We start from the raw sequence: 17,306 nt of genomic DNA, 5'->3' as shown, positions 1-17,306 counted from the left end.
GCTCCGTCGTGGTCGCGGACGACGGACCGTTCGACACTCGAAGCACACCCACCAGACAGACAAGTCCCGCACCTACGGCGCATGCGTTTCGGCCACCCGGACCCGAGACGGACCACGAACGTCGCTCTCGAGACTCACTCCGTAGTCGTTGCGTCGGCGATGGAAGCGTCACCCCAAGAGGACGGCCTCCATCAGGGCGCGGACGCGGGCCAGTTGTTCGGGCCGGGGATCGAATTTGGTCAACCGGCCCACGTCGATGATCTGAGCGATGGCGGCGTGCACGCGGAAGCGCGCCTCCACCGGATCGCCGTCGAGTAGGTTGGCCCACTCCAGCACGTTCTGGCGTTGGATGGCGCGCAGCTTGTGCTGTTCGGCCTGCGGCAGATTGCTGAATTCGGCGTAGTAGACCGGCATGATCTCCGGCATCGAGAAGGTGAGCCGGGCCTGGCGGTAGGCGATGCGCCGGACCGCGTCCGGACGGCTGGTGGCCTCGGCCAGCGCCTCGGTGATCGCGATGGCCACCCGGTCGCCGGTGCGATGGAAGGCGGCGGCGAGCAGGTCGGCCTTGCTGGTGAAGTACCGGTAGACGCTGGAGGCGTTGATGCCGACGGCCGCGCCGATTTCCTCGATGCTGGCCTCGTGATAGCCCTGGCGACCGAAGATCCGGATCGCCTCGGTGAGCAGTTGTTCGCGTTTCGAGGTGACCGGCAGGCCGCGGGCGGCCGGTCCGAGCTGGGGCTCGGTCGGTGCGGGCGGCAGTTCGGCGCGCAGGATCGACCAGCTCATCTCGCGCAGCAGCGGCATCAGCCGGGCGGTGGCGAGCGTGGTGCGATGCGAGGAGATGCTGGCGACGGCGCTGAGCACCCCGGCGGCGAGCATCGCGACATCGGCGGGCGGTGCGGTGGGGCGCAACTGTGCGATCGGTTCGGCCAGCGTCGCGTTGAGCGCGTCGTACACCTTCCTGATCCGGGCGCGGTCCTCGGCCTCCAGGTAGCGCCGCTCCCAGCGGTACAGTCCGGCCTCGCGGCGGATATCGATGGTGTGTTCGCTGATCGCCTTGATCAGTGCGTCGAGCCTGGGTTCGGGCTCCAGATCCGGGTTGTCGGCGGCGCGGGCGACCTGCAGCAGGTGCAGTGCGCCTTCTTCGGCGGCCGCGACCAGCAGCGCGTACTTGTTCGCGAAGTGGCGATACAGCGCGGGCCCCGAGATGCCGACCTCAGCGGCGATCTCGTCGACGCCGACCGGGTAATACCCGCGTTCGCTGAACGCGCGCGCGGCGGCACGGATGATCTGGACCTTGCGATCCTTCGGGCGACGCCGCACCGGCTCCGCGCCGGTCCTGCTCGCACCCGCGTCAGGCCGCGCGGAAGCGAGACCGACCTCGCTGCGATCCGCGACCATGTAGCTCTCCGTTCCGGTACGGCGCCGCTGGTTGACAGCGCCGGACAAATCATCCTAAGTTAACCACAATTCGCAAAGTTAACCACCATTCATGGTTCCCGCCAGCGATTGCTTGCAGATCGCTCGAAAGAACCAGGCCCGCTGAATTCCAGATCAGGAGCACCAAATGAGCCAACCGGATTCCGCGACCACACCCGCGGGTTTCAGTGCCGTCCACGACGGCAAGGTGCTCCGGGTCACGATCACCAAGCCCAAGCGCAAGAACGCCATCGACTACGACACGATGATCGCCCTCGGTGACACCTTCCTCGCCGCCGCCGAGGACCGCTCGGTGCGGGTGATCGTACTGACCGGCGAGGGCGGCGACTTCTGCACCGGCGCCGATCTTGCCGCATCGGCCGCCGAGGCGCAGCGCGGCATCACCTCGGACATGGTGATGGATGTCGCCAACCGGCTCGTGAAAGCCATTGTGGACGCACCGATTCCGGTCATCGCCCGGGTAAAGGGCGCGGCCGCGGGTGTCGGCGTCGGCATCGCGCTTGCCGCCGATCTGGTCTACGCGGCCGAGGATTCCTACCTGCTGCTCGCCTTCATCAATATCGGCCTGATGCCCGACGGCGGTGCGGCAGCCATGGTCGCCGCCGCGGCCGGACGTCCGCTGGCCGCCGAAATGGCCCTGCTCGGCGAACGACTCCCCGCGCCTGCGGCCAAGGCGGCCGGACTGTTCACCGCCGTGGTTCCCGAGGACGAACTCGACGCAAAGGTCGAGGCGGCGGCAGCCAAGATCGCCGCGGGCCCGCGCCGTGCCCTCGAACTCACCAAGAAGGCGCTCAACGCCGCAACCCTCTCGGCGCTTGACGCCGCTCTCGCAGCCGAAAAGACCGGCCAGAGCGAACTGCTCCAATCCCCCGACTTCTTCGAGGGCGCGACCGCCATGCTCACCAAGCGCAAGCCGGTCTTCGCCGACTGATCGCACGAATCGGGCGCGCCGTGATCCCGGACACAAGCGCACCCGCACAAGCGACTATGTTGATCGGCTATGGCTTACCTGGTTACCGGAGCAACTGGGTTCATCGGTCGATTTCTTATTCCCGAGCTACTGAAACGGGAGGGGGATATTCATGTACTGGTCCGGCCGGGGGTCGATTCGGCGGACCGGTACACCTGTTGCGCTCGGGAGTGGATGGGTGGCGAGCGGGTGCGGCCGGTGCGCGGGGATATGGGTGCGCCCGGGCTCGGCATCGATCCGGCGTGGATCGCCGAGCATCGAGGGTCGATCGACCATGTCTTCCATCTGGCGTCGGGCTATGACCTCGCCGAAGGTGGCGGCGGCACCAGACATGTCGTCGATGTCGCGGGGCGGCTGAACGCCACTCTGCTGCACCATGTCTCGACGGTTGACGTGGCGGGCGGGTTCGACGGGTTGTTCACCGAGGACATGTTCGACGAGGGCCAGGTGCTGAGTTCGCCCATGCAGCGGGCGAAATTCGAGGCCGAGAAGATCGTGCGCGAATCCGAGTTGGGCTGGCGCATCTATCGGCCATCGATCGTAATCGGCCATTCGCGCACCGGTGAGATCGATCGAATCGACGGGCCCTACTACTTCTTCCGGCTGCTGCGGATGGCCGCGCAGCTGCCGAGGATCCTGCCGGTGCTGGTGCCGAAGCTGGGTGAAACCAATATGGTCCCGGTCGATTTCGTGGCTCGCGCACTGGCCCATATCGCACACCGCCCCGACTCGATCCGCACCACCTACCACCTGGCCGATCCGCGCAGGCAGAGCGCCGCCGAGGCGCTGAATCTGTTCGCCGACGAGGCCGGTGCACCGCATCTGGTGGAGGTGATGCCCAAGCGCACCCTGGAGATGATGCTGCGCGTGCCCGGCACGAGCTGGCTGCTCCCGCGCGTCGGCGTCCCCCAGGATGTGTTGGAGCACAGCGAATTCAGCTGCTGGTTCGACTGCCGCAATGCCACCGCCGCACTCGCGGGCACCGATATCAAGGTGCAGCCGCTGGCCGCCTATGCGCCGCTGATCTGGAAATACTGGATCGAGAATTGGGTCTGATCACCCTGCCTGCTCGTATTCGGCTCTGGCCGCGTCGATTTCATCGATATGCTCGATGGCCCAGGCGCGCAGCACATCAACGGCGGCGCTGAGGCTGCGACCGAGCGGCGTCAGCGTGTATTCGACGGTGACCGGCACGGTCGGATACACCGTGCGCGACACCATGCCGTCGCGCTCCAAGCCGCGCAGCGTCTGGGTGAGCATCTTCTGCGTGATGCCCTGCACCTGCCTGCGCAACTCCGAGAAGCGCAGCGTGCCCGGCTTCAGGGCCAGCAACACGAGCCCGGTCCAGCGTTCACCGAGCCGGTCGAAGACCGCACGGGACGGACAGTTCAGATCGAAGATGTCGTATGCCATGGGATCGTTGGTATCCACCAGGTACCTATACCACTAATTACTGCCTTCTTTCATCTGGAAACCAACCCTCTTAGTGTCGTTTTCATCGCAACGACCACGAGGAAGTCAGATGAAAGCCCTTGCAGCAACCGGTGATCGGACCTTGGTGCGGTTCACCGACACCCCCGAACCCACAGCGGCCGCCGATGCCGTGATCGTCCAGGTCGAGGCATTCTCGGTGAACCGCGGCGAGATTCTCGCCATGACCGGCGCCTACGGCACGCCGACCGCACCGGGCACCGTCATGGGACAGGACGTCGTCGGCCGGGTCAGCACGGCCGCCGCCGACGGCTCGGGGCCAGCCGTCGGCACCCGCGTGGTCGGTCATGCCGAGGGCGGTGGGTGGGCCGAGCGGGTGGCCGTCCCGACCGCCGCACTGGCCGAGTTGCCCGACACCGTCACCGCCACTACCGCGGCAGCTTTGCCACTCGCGGGTTTGACCGCATTGCGTCTACTCCGGCACGTCGAGGCCCCGGCGGGCAAGCAGGCGCTGATCACCGGCGCATCCGGCGGAGTCGGTCACTACCTGGTGGAATTGGCAACGGCCGCAGGCATTTCGGTGACCGCGGTGGCCGCCTCGCACCAGCGCGGCGCCCGGCTGGCCGAACTCGGCGCGGCAGCCGTCGTCCATGATGTCGCGGGCGCCGACGGTCCCTTCGACGTCATCTTCGAATCGGTCGGCGGCGATGTCTTCGCGGCCGCGCTCGCCCGGATCGCGCCCGGCGGCACCGTGCTGTGGTTCGGTCAGGCGAGCCTGCACCCGATCCGGCTCAGCTTCTTCGAATACCTGACGGTCTCGCCGTTCACGCTGCGGCATTTCCCGCACTGGGTCGCCGACACCACCGATGCCGAGGATCTGCGCGTCCTTGTCGACCTGACGGCCACCGGCCGCCTGCATCCGGAGCTGGGTAGGGTCGCCGACTGGGCCGAAACGGCAAGCGTACTCACCGATCTGAACAACCGCAGGATCCGCGGCAACGCGATCCTTACCATCGACGCCTGAAGGAGCGATCATGTCGACCACCGAGCAGACCCGCGCCACCATCCTGGCCTATATCGAGGCACTCGGATCCGGTGACGCCGAACGCGCCGCAGGCTTCTTCACCCCGGATTCGACCTGGACCCTGTTCGGCGACCTGCCGACCGCGCGCACCTGGACCGGACCGGAGGAGATCTTCGGGCAATTCGTCGCGCAGATGATCGAGCGGATGGACGCGTCACAGCCGATCGGCCAGGAGGTGCGGACCGTGCTGGCCGACGGCGCGCAGGCGGTCGCCGAATGGACCACCCGCGCGACCACCGAGGCGGGCGAACCGTACGTCAACAATGTGGCGATCGTCTTCCGGGTCGAGGACGGCAAGATCGCCGAGGCCCGTGAGTATTTCGATACGGGCTATGCGCAGCGCATGCTGTTCGCCTAATTGCCCGTGACGGTCAAGTAGATCAGTGCCACATTCAGCAGGCTGATGATGACGGCGACCAGCCAGGCCAGGCCGGTGGTCACCCGGTGGTTGACATCGGCGCCCATCAGTATGCGGTCGCTGGTGAAGCGGACCAGCGGGATGAGGGCGAACGGGATGCCGAACGACAGCACCACCTGCGAAATGATCAGTGCGCGAGTGGGATCGATGCCGAGGGCGAGGATGCCGATGGCCGGTACCAGCGTGACCAGACGACGGGCCAACAGCGGAATCTTGCGGCGCAGTAGACCTTCCATAATCATCGCGCCCGCGTACGCCCCGACCGACGTCGATGCCAGGCCGGAGGCCAGCAGACCGATCGCCAGCAGCAGGGCGGCGACAGGGCCGAGCGCATCGCCGACAGCGGCGTGCGCGTCTTCGAGGGTTTCGATGTTCTCGCGGCCCCGCAAGGTATTCGCGGCCATCAGCAGCATGGCCATATTGACCGTGCCCGCCAGCACCATCGCGAGTCCGACATCGTATCGGGTGATCCGCAGCAGCCGAGTCCGCAGCGGACCGACCTCGGGCTGACCGTGCCGGTCCCGGGCCAGTCCGGAGTGCAGGTACACCGCGTGCGGCATCACGGTCGCGCCGATCATGGCGGCCGCCAGCAGCACGCTCTCAGAACCCTGGAACCGCGGCAGCAGACCACCGACGGTGCCGGAGACCGACGGCGGCGAAATCACGACGCTGGCCAGGAAGCCGATGGCGATGACGGCGAGCAGACCGGTGATGACCCGCTCGAACGGCTTCTGCCCGCGATGGTTCTGCACCAGCAGCAGCGCCATCGAGACCACGCCGGTGATCACGCCGCCGACCAGCAGCGGCAGATCGAAGAGCAGCTTCAGCGCGATCGCGCCGCCGACCACCTCGGCCAGGTCGGTGGCCATCGCGACGGTTTCCGCCTGCACCCAATAGGCAAGGCGCACCGGACGACTCGACTTGGACCGCACCGCCTCCGGTAGCGACATACCGGTGACCAACCCCAGCTTCGCCGACAGGAACTGCACCAGTCCGGCCATCACATTGGCCATCACGATGACCCACACCAGTAGGTAGCCGAACTGGGCGCCCGCGCTGATATTCGACGCCACATTGCCGGGATCGACATAGGCGATGGCCGCTACGAAGGCCGGACCGAGCAAGACGCTGACAGATCTCGCCCGGGTCGTCGCGTTCCGCGCCGACTCGACCAGGGTTGTACTCATAGAACAGAATTTTACGGGTTCCCGAACTTTTTGTTTAGCACTATCTATAAAAAACAGACCGCCCCGATTGTGCGATAGCGCACAATCGGGGCGGTCGGCTGGAAGTCGTTGGGATCAGCTCAGATGCCGAGGCCCTTGGCGAGGGTGGGCCAGGAGGCGTGCAGCTCGTCGTTCCAGTAGCCCCATGAGTGGGTGCCGTTGGGGCGGAAGTTGAAGGTGGCTGGGATACCCAGCGAGTCCAGCTTCGTCTTCATGTTGTTGGTGCAGTAGTTGGTGCCCGCCTCGATGACGCCGCCGATCAGGATCTGGTTGGCCAGACCGCCGGGGCCGGGAAGGGTGTACTCACCGTTGAGGGTGTCGTACGGGCCGGGCAAACCGTTGCCGGTCGAGATGTAGAGATCCGTTCCGCGAAGCCCCTCGGCATTGACGTAGGGGTCGTTCGCCACCCAGTCCGGCCCGCCGACCGGGCCCCACATGTTGTCGACATTGCCGCCGCCCCAGGTCTCGACGGTCAGCTTGACGAACTCCGAGCCGACCGGATCACTGGTCTGGGCGCAGCCGCTGTAGGCCGCGGCGGCCTTGTACAGGCCCGGCTTGGCGATCGGCAGCGCGAGCACGGTGGTGCCCGAGGTGGACAGGCCCGCGATGGCGTTGGTGCCGTTCGTGCCGAGCGCGCCGTCGATCAGCGGCGGCAGTTCCTCGGTGAAGAAGGTCTTCCACTTGTTGCGGCCGAGTACCGGATCATCCTTGATCCAGTCGGTGTAGTAGCTCCACTTGCCACCGATGGGCTGGACCACATTGACGTTCTTGTCGCCGAGGAACTTCAGCGCATCGGTCTTGGCCACCCAGGACGCGCTGTCCTCACCGCCGCCCGCACCGTTGAGCAGGTAGAGCACCGGACGTGGCACCGAGGCGTCGGCGGGCCGCTGCACGTCGATCGGGAAGGTCCGGTCCATGGCCGCGGACCAGACGTACAGGCGGATGCTGCGGTCGTCCTTGTACTCGGCCTTGGTGATCTTCGAGCCGTCCGGCGCGACCGGGTTCGCCAGCAGCGTCTTCGAATCGATGATCGGATCAGCCGTCGCGGTAGATGCGCCGAAGCCGGACATGACTCCCGCGAATACCGCGGTTGCCGCGATCACCGCCGCCGCACGTGTGCCGCGACGCCGGATCAGACTACGCATCAATTTCACACCTTCACTTCGTATCGTGATTACGGGAGGGCTTCCCCTGGCCGCGGGCATGCACCGCGGCCGACCATACGGCCTATTTAGTCGTGACGATAGTGGACATCGTTACCGCAATGTTGCTCCATCATGCCTCAGCGGCCGGAATGTGATCATGGTCGCCCCGGATATCGCTGACCGTATTCGGCCAGTCCGCCGAGGGCCCGGATCCAGTGTTCGGCGAAAGTCTTGACCTCGTCACCACCGAATACCTCGGCCGCGTAGTCGAAGCGCACGAGCAGGCCCTCGGCGGTGGCGTCGGCGGTGATATCGAGCAGCAGATCAGCGGCCGGTGCGTCGGTGTGCACGCGGGCCGGGCGCAGATCTCTGTAACGCAACGCACACCGACCGGCGGGGAGTGCGGTCAGGGCGGCGGCGGTATCGGGATTGAGATAGCGCAGCAGGCCGTAACCGACCCCATAGGACGGCACGGCACCGGTGAGCCGTTTGACCTGCTCGATCGCGACACCCGCTGCCCGGCCACCGACCAGCGCATCTTGGATGTTCACACCATCCAGTTGCAGCGGGAGCGGGTAGTCGGTGGTGAAGGCGCCGACGAGGGTGTCGGTCTCGGCCAGCGACCGGCTATCGGCGTGCAGCCGGACCACCGGGCCCATCGCCTCGGTGACGGTTTCGCCAGCGGAGGTGATCTGTGCGATCGCCAGCGCGGTGAGCAGCACTTCGTCGATACCGGCACCGTGCGCGGCGGCCGCGGCGACGACGGCGGCGGTGCCCTCGGTGGTGATGGTCAGCGAAACCCGGCGCCGCGCTCGCAGGTTCTTGTTCGTGGCACCGGCCTTGGCGGCGGGGACCGCGCTCAAGGTGTGGTGCCACCACGCCACTTCCTCGATAGCCGCTGGGCCGCTCGCACCCTCGGACAGCACCCGGAGCAGGTCGGACAGTCCGGCCTCGGGAACGGCGGGCGAGCGGTGCCTGCCACGCGACCAGGCCAGCGACAGCTTGTCGATGATGGTGCGCCAGGAGGTGTCGTCCACGACCAGGCCGTTGGCGACGATCACCATGGTCGAGGGCACCTCGCGGCCGCCGACCAGTACGAAGCGGATATTGCGGCCATGGACCGGGTCGAGTTCGGTGGCGACGGCACGCACCACATCGTCGATCGGCGGCGGCGTCTGCTCGATGCCGTATTCCAGGCTGAGGAAGGCCTCGTCGAGGCGCTGCGCCTCGGCCGGGATTTCGAAGACCGGATCGGCGCCCGCACGGTCACGATGCAGCCGGACCCACAGCATCGGATGCTGTTCGAGCACCGTATCGACGGCGAATTGCACCGCTTCCGGTGAGTAGTTGGGCGGGATCTCGAGGGTGACGACGCGCAGTTCGACACCGGAGTCCAAGAGCCGCACGGCATTCGGGGTCAGCGACAGCGGGATGGGGGTGTCGTCGGGTTCGTCGGGGCGGTGCGGGACGGCGTACTCGATCGGGTCGTCGTCATGGATGACCGCGAACGGGACGCGCTCGGGTTGGACGGCAACCTCGGGTTCGTCGTCGTCGAGATCCAGTGCCGGGGCCTCGACCGTCGAGGACAGGTCCTCGGTCGGTGCCGGGACATCGATCTGGATCGGGACCAGGACCGATGTCGGGTAGTCGTGGTCGAACCCGGGCTGATCGGCGAGCGGTGCCGCGTACTCGTATCCCTCCGGTGCGGCGGCGTATTCGACCGGCGCCTCGGCTTCGGTTGGCTCCGCGGCATTCTCGACCAGGGGCTCGGGCTCGGCGAGCAACGCGGCCAGGACGGGTCCGATTTCGGCGAGGGCCGCCGGTGACGTCATCAGCTCGTGGGTCGCCTCGACCGGATGCTCGTTGATCGTGCCGTCGACATACGGCCGCCAGGCCCGGGATTCGGCGGTGTGGCCGGTGGCGCTGAAGAAGTCGAGTGTGCCGTGGAAAACCTTGTGCTGATGGTTGATCCCGAGCTCGACCGAGCGCACCGCGCCACGGTAGCTCTGACGCAGGCGTTCCGGGGTCAGCAGTGCCAGTTCCGGCGGGATATTGGCGTACAGCACCGCGAGCGCCTCTTCGGTGAGGTTGCGGATATTGCTGTCACCCAGCATGTCCGGGCCGATGCCTAGTTCGGCGAAGGCCGAGCGCAGTTCCGCCCAGAAGTCGGCGATATTGCCACCGGTGCGGCTGTCCAACATGGCGAGCAGGGCGACTTCCGCACCCGCGGACTGCAATTCGACCGCGACCGCGTGGGCCAGCGCACCACCGAGCGACCACCCGAGCAGCCGGTAGGGCCCCTCGGGTTGCACCGCGCGGATCTCCTCGACATAGCGCCGGGCCATGGCATCCAGCGAATCCGGCCGGAAGTCCGATTCCGACAGTGCGGGCGACTGCACACCGAAGATCGGGCGGTCGGCGGACAGATACTGCGCGAGGCCGGTGTAGCACCAGGACAATCCGGCCATCGGATGGATGCAGAACAGCGCTTCGCCGGTGCCGTGGCGGATCGGCAGCAGTACGTCGAGTGCGGCCTCGGCGTTCAGACCGTATTCGTAGGCCTCGGTTTCGTCGGCGGCCATGATGCGCTGGGTGAGCGCCGCGACGGTCGGATCGGTGAAGAACCACTGCACCTGGACCGCGATGCCGGTCAGCTCGCGCAGCTTGTTCACCGCGCGCATGGCGGCCAGCGAACTGCCGCCGAGTGCGAAGAAATCGTCATCGGAGCCGACCAGGTCGAGGCCGAGTACCTCGGCGTATACGTCGGCGACGGCCCGTTCCTGCGGGGTCGCTGGCGCGAAATAGGGACGCGGGGCGAGTTCGGGTGCGGGCAGCGCCGCGCGATCGAGCTTGCCGACCGGGGTCAGCGGCACGTGGTCGAGGACCACCACCGCCGGGGGCACCATGTGCCGAGGCAGACTGCGCGCGGCGTATTCGGTGAGCGCACCGGTATCGATGGTCCGCCCCACCACCGGAAGCACGTAGGCGACGAGAATCTTTTCACCCGCTGGGTTTTCCCGGCCGATCGTGACGGCGAACTCGACCTCGTCGTGCCCACGCAACACCGCATCGATCTCACCGAGTTCGATGCGCAGACCGCGGATCTTGAGCTGGAAGTCCGTGCGACCGACGTATTCGAGCTCCCACTCCCCCGGTTCGCCGACCCAGCGCACCAGATCGCCGGTGCGATACATCCGGGCACCGGGCGGACCCCACGGGTCGGCGACGAAACGTTCCGCGGTCAGCGTCGGCCGGTCGTGATAGCCGCGTGCCAGCGCGTTGCCACCGAGATAGAGCTCGCCGACGGCGCCCGGCGGCACCGGGCGCAGCCGCGAATCCAGCACCACCATCGGCGTTCCCGGCACCGGGCCGCCGATCGTGATGCGCTGTCCGGCGATCATCTCGCTCCAGGACGCGGCCACCGTGGCCTCGGTCGGACCGTAGCCGTTGATGAAATGCCGTCCCGGCTGCCATTTGGCGACCAGCTCGGGCGAGCTGGAATCGCCACCGCAGCACAGGAATCGGAATTCGTCCAGACCGGCCGGATCGACGGTGCCGAGCACGGCGGGGGTGAAGATCGCGTGTGTGACCCGCTCGGTGCGCAGCAGCGCGGTCAGATCCGGGCCGCCGAGGATGGTGGACGGCACGATGACCAGCGTCGCGCCGTTGTGGAAGGTGCAGAGCCACTCCAGAATCGACGGATCGAAGCTCGGCGAGCACAGATGCAGGAACCGATGCTGCGGACCGAGCTGGAACACGGCACTGGCGTTCTCCACGGCACCACCGACACCGACCTGGGTGACGGTGACGCCCTTGGGTGTGCCCGTCGACCCGGACGTGTAGATAACGTACGCCGGATGCTGCGGCAGCAGCGTGCGCAGCCGCTCGGCATCGGTGATCGGCGATGGCGACTTATCGGCCACGGCCGCATGGATCGCGGGATCGTCGAGCTGTAGCCAGCTGGTTTCAGTCGACTCCTCGGGCAGCCGCTCGGTGTAGGTGGAGGTGGTGATGCCGAGGACGGCACCGGAATCGGTCACCATGTGCCGGATCCGATCCGTCGGATAGGTCGGGTCGATCGGCACGTGCGCGCCACCGGCCTTGGCGATCGCCCAGAAGGCGGCGACCATCTCCAGCGAACGCGGGAAGGCAAGGGCGACAAGGCTCTCCGGGCCGACACCGCGATCGATCAGCACCCGAGCCAGCCGCGACGAGTATTCGTCCAGTTCGCGATAGGAGATCGAGCGACCGGCGGTGCGCACCGCGACATGTTCGGGATCGACGCTGACCGCGCTGGTCAGCAGGTCCGGTAGCAGCCGGACGGCGGGCGTCTCGCCGCGCCGCACCGGTGTCAGCGCCTGCTCTTCGGCAGCGCCGAGCAGCCGCAGGTCGCCGATCGGGGCATCGGGCCGTGCGACGATCTCGGTGAGCAGCCGGGTGAACCGGGCGGCGAACATCTCGATCGTCTTGTCGTCGAACAGGTCTCGCGCGAAGTTGAACTCACCGCGCAAGCTCTCCTCGGCGGTACCCGGTGCCCACATGGTCAGCGATAGATCGAATTTCGCGGTGTCGACGGCGAAATCGAAGGTCTCCGCGCGTAATCCGGGGAGTTCGAAGCTGCTGGTCGGCAGATTCAGATACGACATCGACACCTGGAACAGCGGGTGCCGAGCCGTGGAACGCGGCGGGCCGAGCAGTTCGACCAGTCGCTCGAACGGGAGGTCCGCATGCGAAAACGCTTGCAGGTCGGTGTCCTTGGCATGGGCGAGCAGATCACCGAAGGTGCGGTCGTCGGGCACCGGTAGCCGCAGCACCAGCGTATTGACGAACATGCCGATCATATCGTCGAGTTCGGCCGCGCCGCGACCGGCGACCGGGGTGCCGATGGCGATATCGGCGGTGCCGGACATGCGCGCCAGGAATACCGACAGCGCGGCGTGCACCACCATGAACATGGTGGCGTTGTGCCGACGGGCCAGGCGCACCAGACCGGCGTGCACCAGCGGGTCGATCTCGAATTCGGTGCGCCCGCCCGCGAAGGTCCGCAGCGCCGGGCGCGGCCGGTCCGCGGGCAGATTCAGTTCGTCGGGCAGATCGGCCAGCGCGGTCCGCCAGTATCCGGCCTGTGCCGAGATCAGGCTCGCCGGATCGTCCTCGGAGCCGAGCACAGTGCGTTGCCAGACACTGAAATCCGCATACTGCACCGGCAGCGGTGACCACGAGGGCAGCTCACCCGCGCTGCGGGCCGAGTAGGCCAGCATGACGTCGCGGACCAGCGGCGACATCGACCATCCGTCGGCGCCGATGTGGTGGGCGACGAAAACCAGGATGTGGTCACCGGTATCGAGCCGGAACAGGGTGGCGCGGAAGGGCACCTCGACGGTGACGTCGAAGCCCGCCGCGACGATCTGCTGCACCTGCCGCACGGCGTCTGATTCCGCGATCGGAATCGGGACCAGATCGATCGGCACTTCGTTGGGTAGCAGCACCTCCTGCACCGGACCGTCGGTGGTCTGCGGATAGACGGTGCGCAGCACCTCGTGCCGCGCCACCATGTCCTCGACCGCCGAACCCAGTGCGGCGATATCGAGTTCGCCGGACAGCCGGATCGCCACTGGGATGTGGTAGGCCGCCGAGCTGGGATCGAACTGGTTGATGAACCACATCCGCAACTGCGCCAGCGACAGCGGGATCCGCTCCGGCCGCAGCCCGGCCAGCAGCGGCTGTCGCCGACCGGAACCGGCATGGGTTTCGACCTTGGCGGCGAGTCCGGCCACGGTCGGCGTCTCGAAGATCGAGCGCACCAGCACCTTGGTGTCCAGCGCGTCGCCGACCCGGGCCGCCACCTGCGTCGCAAGCAGCGAATTGCCGCCCATGGCAAAGAAATCGTCATCGCGTCCGACGCGCTCCACTCCGAGCACATCGCCGAAGACTCCGGCCACGATCTCCTCGACCGGTGTCGCGGGCGCGCGGAAGACCTGGGTCTCGAACTCCGGATCGGGTAGCGCGGTGCGATCGAGCTTGCCATTCGCATTGCGCGGCAAGGCCGTCAGCGTGACGAACGCATTGGGCATCATGTACGACGGCAGCACCGCGGCCAGCGCGGCCTTCAGTTCGGCGACCACGATTGGGTTCGCCTCGTCGGCCGGTACGACGTACGCCACCAGCCAATCACCGATCCGCGCATCGGATTTGACTCCCACCGCGGCCTGCGCGACCTCGGGCCGGGTGAGCAGTGCGGTCTCGATCTCGCCGAGTTCGATCCGGAAGCCGCGGATCTTCACCTGAAAATCGGTGCGGCCGTGGTACTCCAGCTCACCGTGCTCGTTCCAGGACACCAGGTCGCCGGTGCGGTACATGCGGGCACCGGATTCGAATGGGTTGGCCACGAACCGTTCCGCGGTGAGATCGGTCCGCCCGAAGTAGCCACGCGCCAATTGTGCACCGGCCAGGTACAACTCGCCGGATACGCCGACTGGCACCGGCCGCAGGCGCGAATCCAATACGTAGACATGGCTGTTCCACTCCGGCCCGCCGATCGGCACCGTAACCGCGTCGGCGTCGGTCACCCGATGGTTGGTGATCGAGACCGCGGCTTCGGTGGGGCCGTACAGGTTGAACAGGTCCGCGCCGTTGCTCTGGCGGAATCGCTGCGCGGTGGCGGCCGGTAGCGTCTCTCCGATGGCCAGCACCCGGCGCAGCGATCGGGACAGCTGACCCGTCGACAGCGCGTCCAGCATCGACGGCACCACATGCAGGGTCGTCACCGACTCGCGCGCCATCAGTTCGTTGAGATAGGCCGGATCCCGATGACCATCCGGCGCGGCGACGACCACCGTGCCAGCGCATACCGCCGCCGTCCAGAACTCCCAGACCGACAGGTCGAAGGTGGCGACCGTCTTGAGCAACAGCACATCATCGGCTCCGAGGCCGAATTCGGCCGTCTTCCAGAGCAACTGGTTGACGATCGCGCCGTGCGAAACCGCGACGCCCTTCGGCTGCCCGGTCGAACCCGACGTGTAGATCACGTACGCGGTATTGCCCGGCAGCAATGCACCACGGCGTTCGCGCGCGGCGAGCGGGGCGTCCGAGTAGCGCGAGAGGTCGAGTTCATCGATCGTCACGGAATCGACGGCGTCGGTGTGGAAGCCGTCGTGCACGGAGCTCAGCAGACAGACCGGTTGTGCGGTTTGCAGGATGTACTCGACGCGTTCGACGGGTTGATCCGGATCGATGGGCACATACGCCGCACCGGATTTCGCCACCGCGTACATGGCGACGATCAGATCGACAGACCGGTGCATGCCCAATGCCACCCGATCCTCCGGGCGTACGCCGCGCTCGATCAGATACCGCGCCAACCGATTTACCCGGGCGTCGAGCTCCGCATAGCTGAGCTTGCGCCCCGGCTGATCGGCTACCACCGCAACCGCATCCGGCGCCGCGGCCACCGTCGCATCCAGGAGCGACACCAACGTCGCCGTCGCATCGATCGGATGCGCGGTGTCGTTCCAACCGGCCAGAATCCGCGAACTCTCGGCACCGGCGAGCAGTTCGATCTCGCCGACCCGCACCGACACATCGTTGAGCACGGCATCGAGCACCCGGACGAACCGGTCGCTGAATCCTTGCACCGTCGACTCGTCGAACAGGTCGGTGGCATAGCCGAAGTTCGCTACGATCCCGGCGGGCGCACCGTCGTCGGTGTAGCGGTCGGCCAGCGAGATGTGCAGATCCGTCTTGGCCAGCTGCAGATCGAAATCGACCGTGGCGACCGAGAGGCCGGGCAGCTCCAAGGTGGTCTCGGCCAGGTTCTGGAAGGAAAGGCCGACCTGGAACAGCGGATTGCGGGCGATCGAGCGAACCGGATTCAGCGCCTCGACGATTCGCTCGAAGGGCACATCGGCATTGGCGAAGGCCTCGAGATCGCGCTCGCGCACGTCGGCGAGCAGAGCGGCGAAGCTGTCACCGGGACGCACCCGCGTCCGGAACACCAAAGTGTTGACGAACATGCCGATCAGATCGTCGAGTTCACGCTCGCCACGACCCGCGATGGGCGTACCGACCGCGATGTCGTCGCTGCCCGACAGCCGGGCCAGCAGCACCGCGAGCGCCGCGTGCACGACCATGAACAGCGAGGCGTGATTGGCCCGCGCCAGCGCATGCAGTTCCGCGTGCCGATCCGCCGAGATCTCGAACCGCACCGACTTGCCCTGGAACGACTGCGCGGGCGGGCGCGGACGGTCGGTCGGCAGCTCCAACTGGTCCGGCAACTGCGCCAACGTCCGTCGCCAGTAGGCGATCTGCTGTGCGGCCGGTGATTGCGGATCGTCCTCGTCGCCGAGCGCCTCGCGCTCCCACAGCGCGTAGTCGGCGTACTGCACCGGCAGCGGCTGCCACCGCGGCGCCTGCCCCTGCACCCGCGCGGCGTAGGCGACCATGAGATCGCGGGCCAGGGGTCCCATCGATGCGCCGTCGGCCGCGACATGGTGCACGGTCAAGGCGATCACATGCTCACGCGGTGCCAGGCGGAACAGCTCGATCGCGACCGGAACCTCGACGGTCACATCGAAGGTCAGCACCGCGAAGTCGATGAGCCGACGTACCAGTTCGTCCTCGGCCACATCGACAGGCACCATGGCGAACCGAGTATCCGGCACCGGATGGATGACCTGATGCGGCCGCCCACCGATGCTCGGATAGGTGGTTCGCAGCACCTCGTGCCTGGACAGCACATCGCCGATGGCCAGCCCGAGCGCCGCCGCATCCAGCTCACCCGTGAGCCGCACGGCGAGCGGAATATTGTCCACCGCCGAGGTTTCGGTATCGAACTGGTTGAGGAACCAGTACCGCTGCTGCGCCAGCGACAGCGGAATCAGTTCGGGCCGCTCCCCCGCGATCAGCCGCGGCCGACTCCGGCCGGATCCGGCGGTGCGTTCGACCACGGCAGTGAAGGCGGCGACCGTCGACGCGTGGAACAGATCGCGGACCGCCAACTGTGTATCCAGCGCGGCATCCAGCCGTGCGGTCACCTGGGTGGCCAGCAGCGAGTTGCCGCCGAGTTCGAAGAAGTCGTCGTCCAGGCCGACGCGCGCGACACCGAGCACATCACCGAAGGTGCCCGCGACGATCTCCTCGACCGGTGTCGAGGGTGCGCGGAACACCTTGGCCTCGAATACCGGTGCGGGCAGCGCCTTGCGGTCCAGTTTGCCCATGGGCGTCAGCGGCACCTTGTCGAGCACCGTGATGCACGCGGGCGCCATATGCGCTGGCAATTTCCGCTCCACCAGGGCCTTCAGCTCCGCCATATCGACGGTCAGCCCGTCGATGGGGTGCACATAGGAGGCCAAAACGGTGGTACCGCTGTCGAGTTCGTGCCCGACGGTGACCGCGAAATCCACATGGTCGTATGAGCCGAGTACCGCGTCGATTTCGGTGAGTTCGATGCGGAAGCCGCGGATCTTGACCTGGGAGTCGTTGCGGCCGAGGTACTCCAGTTCACCGGTCGCGGTCCAGCGCACCAGATCGCCGGTGCGGTAGAGCCGGGTGCCCGGTTCGAACGGATTGGCCACGAAGCGGGCCGCGGTGAGCG

Annotated in this window: 9 protein-coding genes; 4 read left to right on the top strand and 5 right to left on the bottom strand. The window is 67.0% G+C overall.

Features of this window, described 5'->3' with window-relative positions; all coding sequences use genetic code 11:
• Window positions 1-168: 168 nt before the first annotated feature.
• Complete coding sequence (locus NP3_RS37930) at window positions 169-1,401, bottom strand: TetR/AcrR family transcriptional regulator (RefSeq protein ID WP_084509532.1); 1,233 nt, start codon at window positions 1,399-1,401, stop codon at window positions 169-171.
• A 166-nt stretch (window positions 1,402-1,567) separates the two neighbouring features.
• On the opposite strand from NP3_RS37930, the gene NP3_RS37925 reads away from it, so the two are divergent.
• Complete coding sequence (locus NP3_RS37925) at window positions 1,568-2,371, top strand: enoyl-CoA hydratase-related protein (protein ID WP_063046542.1); 804 nt, start codon at window positions 1,568-1,570, stop codon at window positions 2,369-2,371.
• A 69-nt stretch (window positions 2,372-2,440) separates the two neighbouring features.
• Complete coding sequence (locus tag NP3_RS37920) at window positions 2,441-3,466, top strand: SDR family oxidoreductase (protein ID WP_063046541.1); 1,026 nt, start codon at window positions 2,441-2,443, stop codon at window positions 3,464-3,466.
• Here the strand turns inward: NP3_RS37920 and NP3_RS37915 are convergent, their stop codons facing one another.
• On the bottom strand, window positions 3,467-3,823 hold the full coding sequence (locus NP3_RS37915) for a winged helix-turn-helix transcriptional regulator (protein ID WP_063046540.1): 357 nt from the start codon (window positions 3,821-3,823) through the stop codon (window positions 3,467-3,469).
• Between the two features lie 109 nt (window positions 3,824-3,932).
• Here NP3_RS37915 and NP3_RS37910 point away from each other — a divergent pair, with 109 nt between their 5' ends.
• Both NP3_RS37910 and NP3_RS37905 read left to right on the top strand, forming a co-directional pair.
• Window positions 3,933-4,865 (top strand): zinc-binding dehydrogenase, encoded by a 933-nt coding sequence (locus tag NP3_RS37910; protein WP_063046539.1) that lies wholly within the window; start codon window positions 3,933-3,935, stop codon window positions 4,863-4,865.
• 10 nt (window positions 4,866-4,875) lie between these two features.
• Window positions 4,876-5,283, top strand: a complete 408-nt coding sequence (locus tag NP3_RS37905) for a nuclear transport factor 2 family protein (protein WP_063046538.1) — start codon at window positions 4,876-4,878, stop codon at window positions 5,281-5,283.
• Here NP3_RS37905 and NP3_RS37900 read toward each other — a convergent pair.
• The 3 genes from NP3_RS37900 to NP3_RS37890 form a co-directional block, all read right to left on the bottom strand.
• Window positions 5,280-6,530 carry an Nramp family divalent metal transporter gene (locus tag NP3_RS37900; RefSeq protein WP_063046537.1) on the bottom strand — a complete coding sequence of 417 codons (1,251 nt, stop codon included), beginning with the start codon at window positions 6,528-6,530 and terminating at the stop codon, window positions 5,280-5,282. The genes NP3_RS37905 and NP3_RS37900 overlap by 4 nt on opposite strands.
• Window positions 6,531-6,649: 119 nt before the next feature.
• Window positions 6,650-7,639, bottom strand: coding sequence for an alpha/beta hydrolase (locus tag NP3_RS37895; RefSeq protein ID WP_174566304.1), 990 nt, complete (start codon window positions 7,637-7,639; stop codon window positions 6,650-6,652).
• Between the two features lie 230 nt (window positions 7,640-7,869).
• Window positions 7,870-17,306 (bottom strand): non-ribosomal peptide synthetase (locus tag NP3_RS37890; RefSeq protein WP_157124823.1); only part of this gene is annotated, 9,437 nt, incomplete at its 5' end.

The sequence above is a fragment of the Nocardia pseudovaccinii NBRC 100343 genome (genome assembly GCF_001613225.1).
In the GTDB taxonomy this organism is placed as follows: Bacteria; Actinomycetota; Actinomycetes; order Mycobacteriales; family Mycobacteriaceae; genus Nocardia; species Nocardia pseudovaccinii.
Note: the sequence above shows the minus strand (reverse complement) of the source record. Positions and strands in the feature narration are given on the sequence as shown.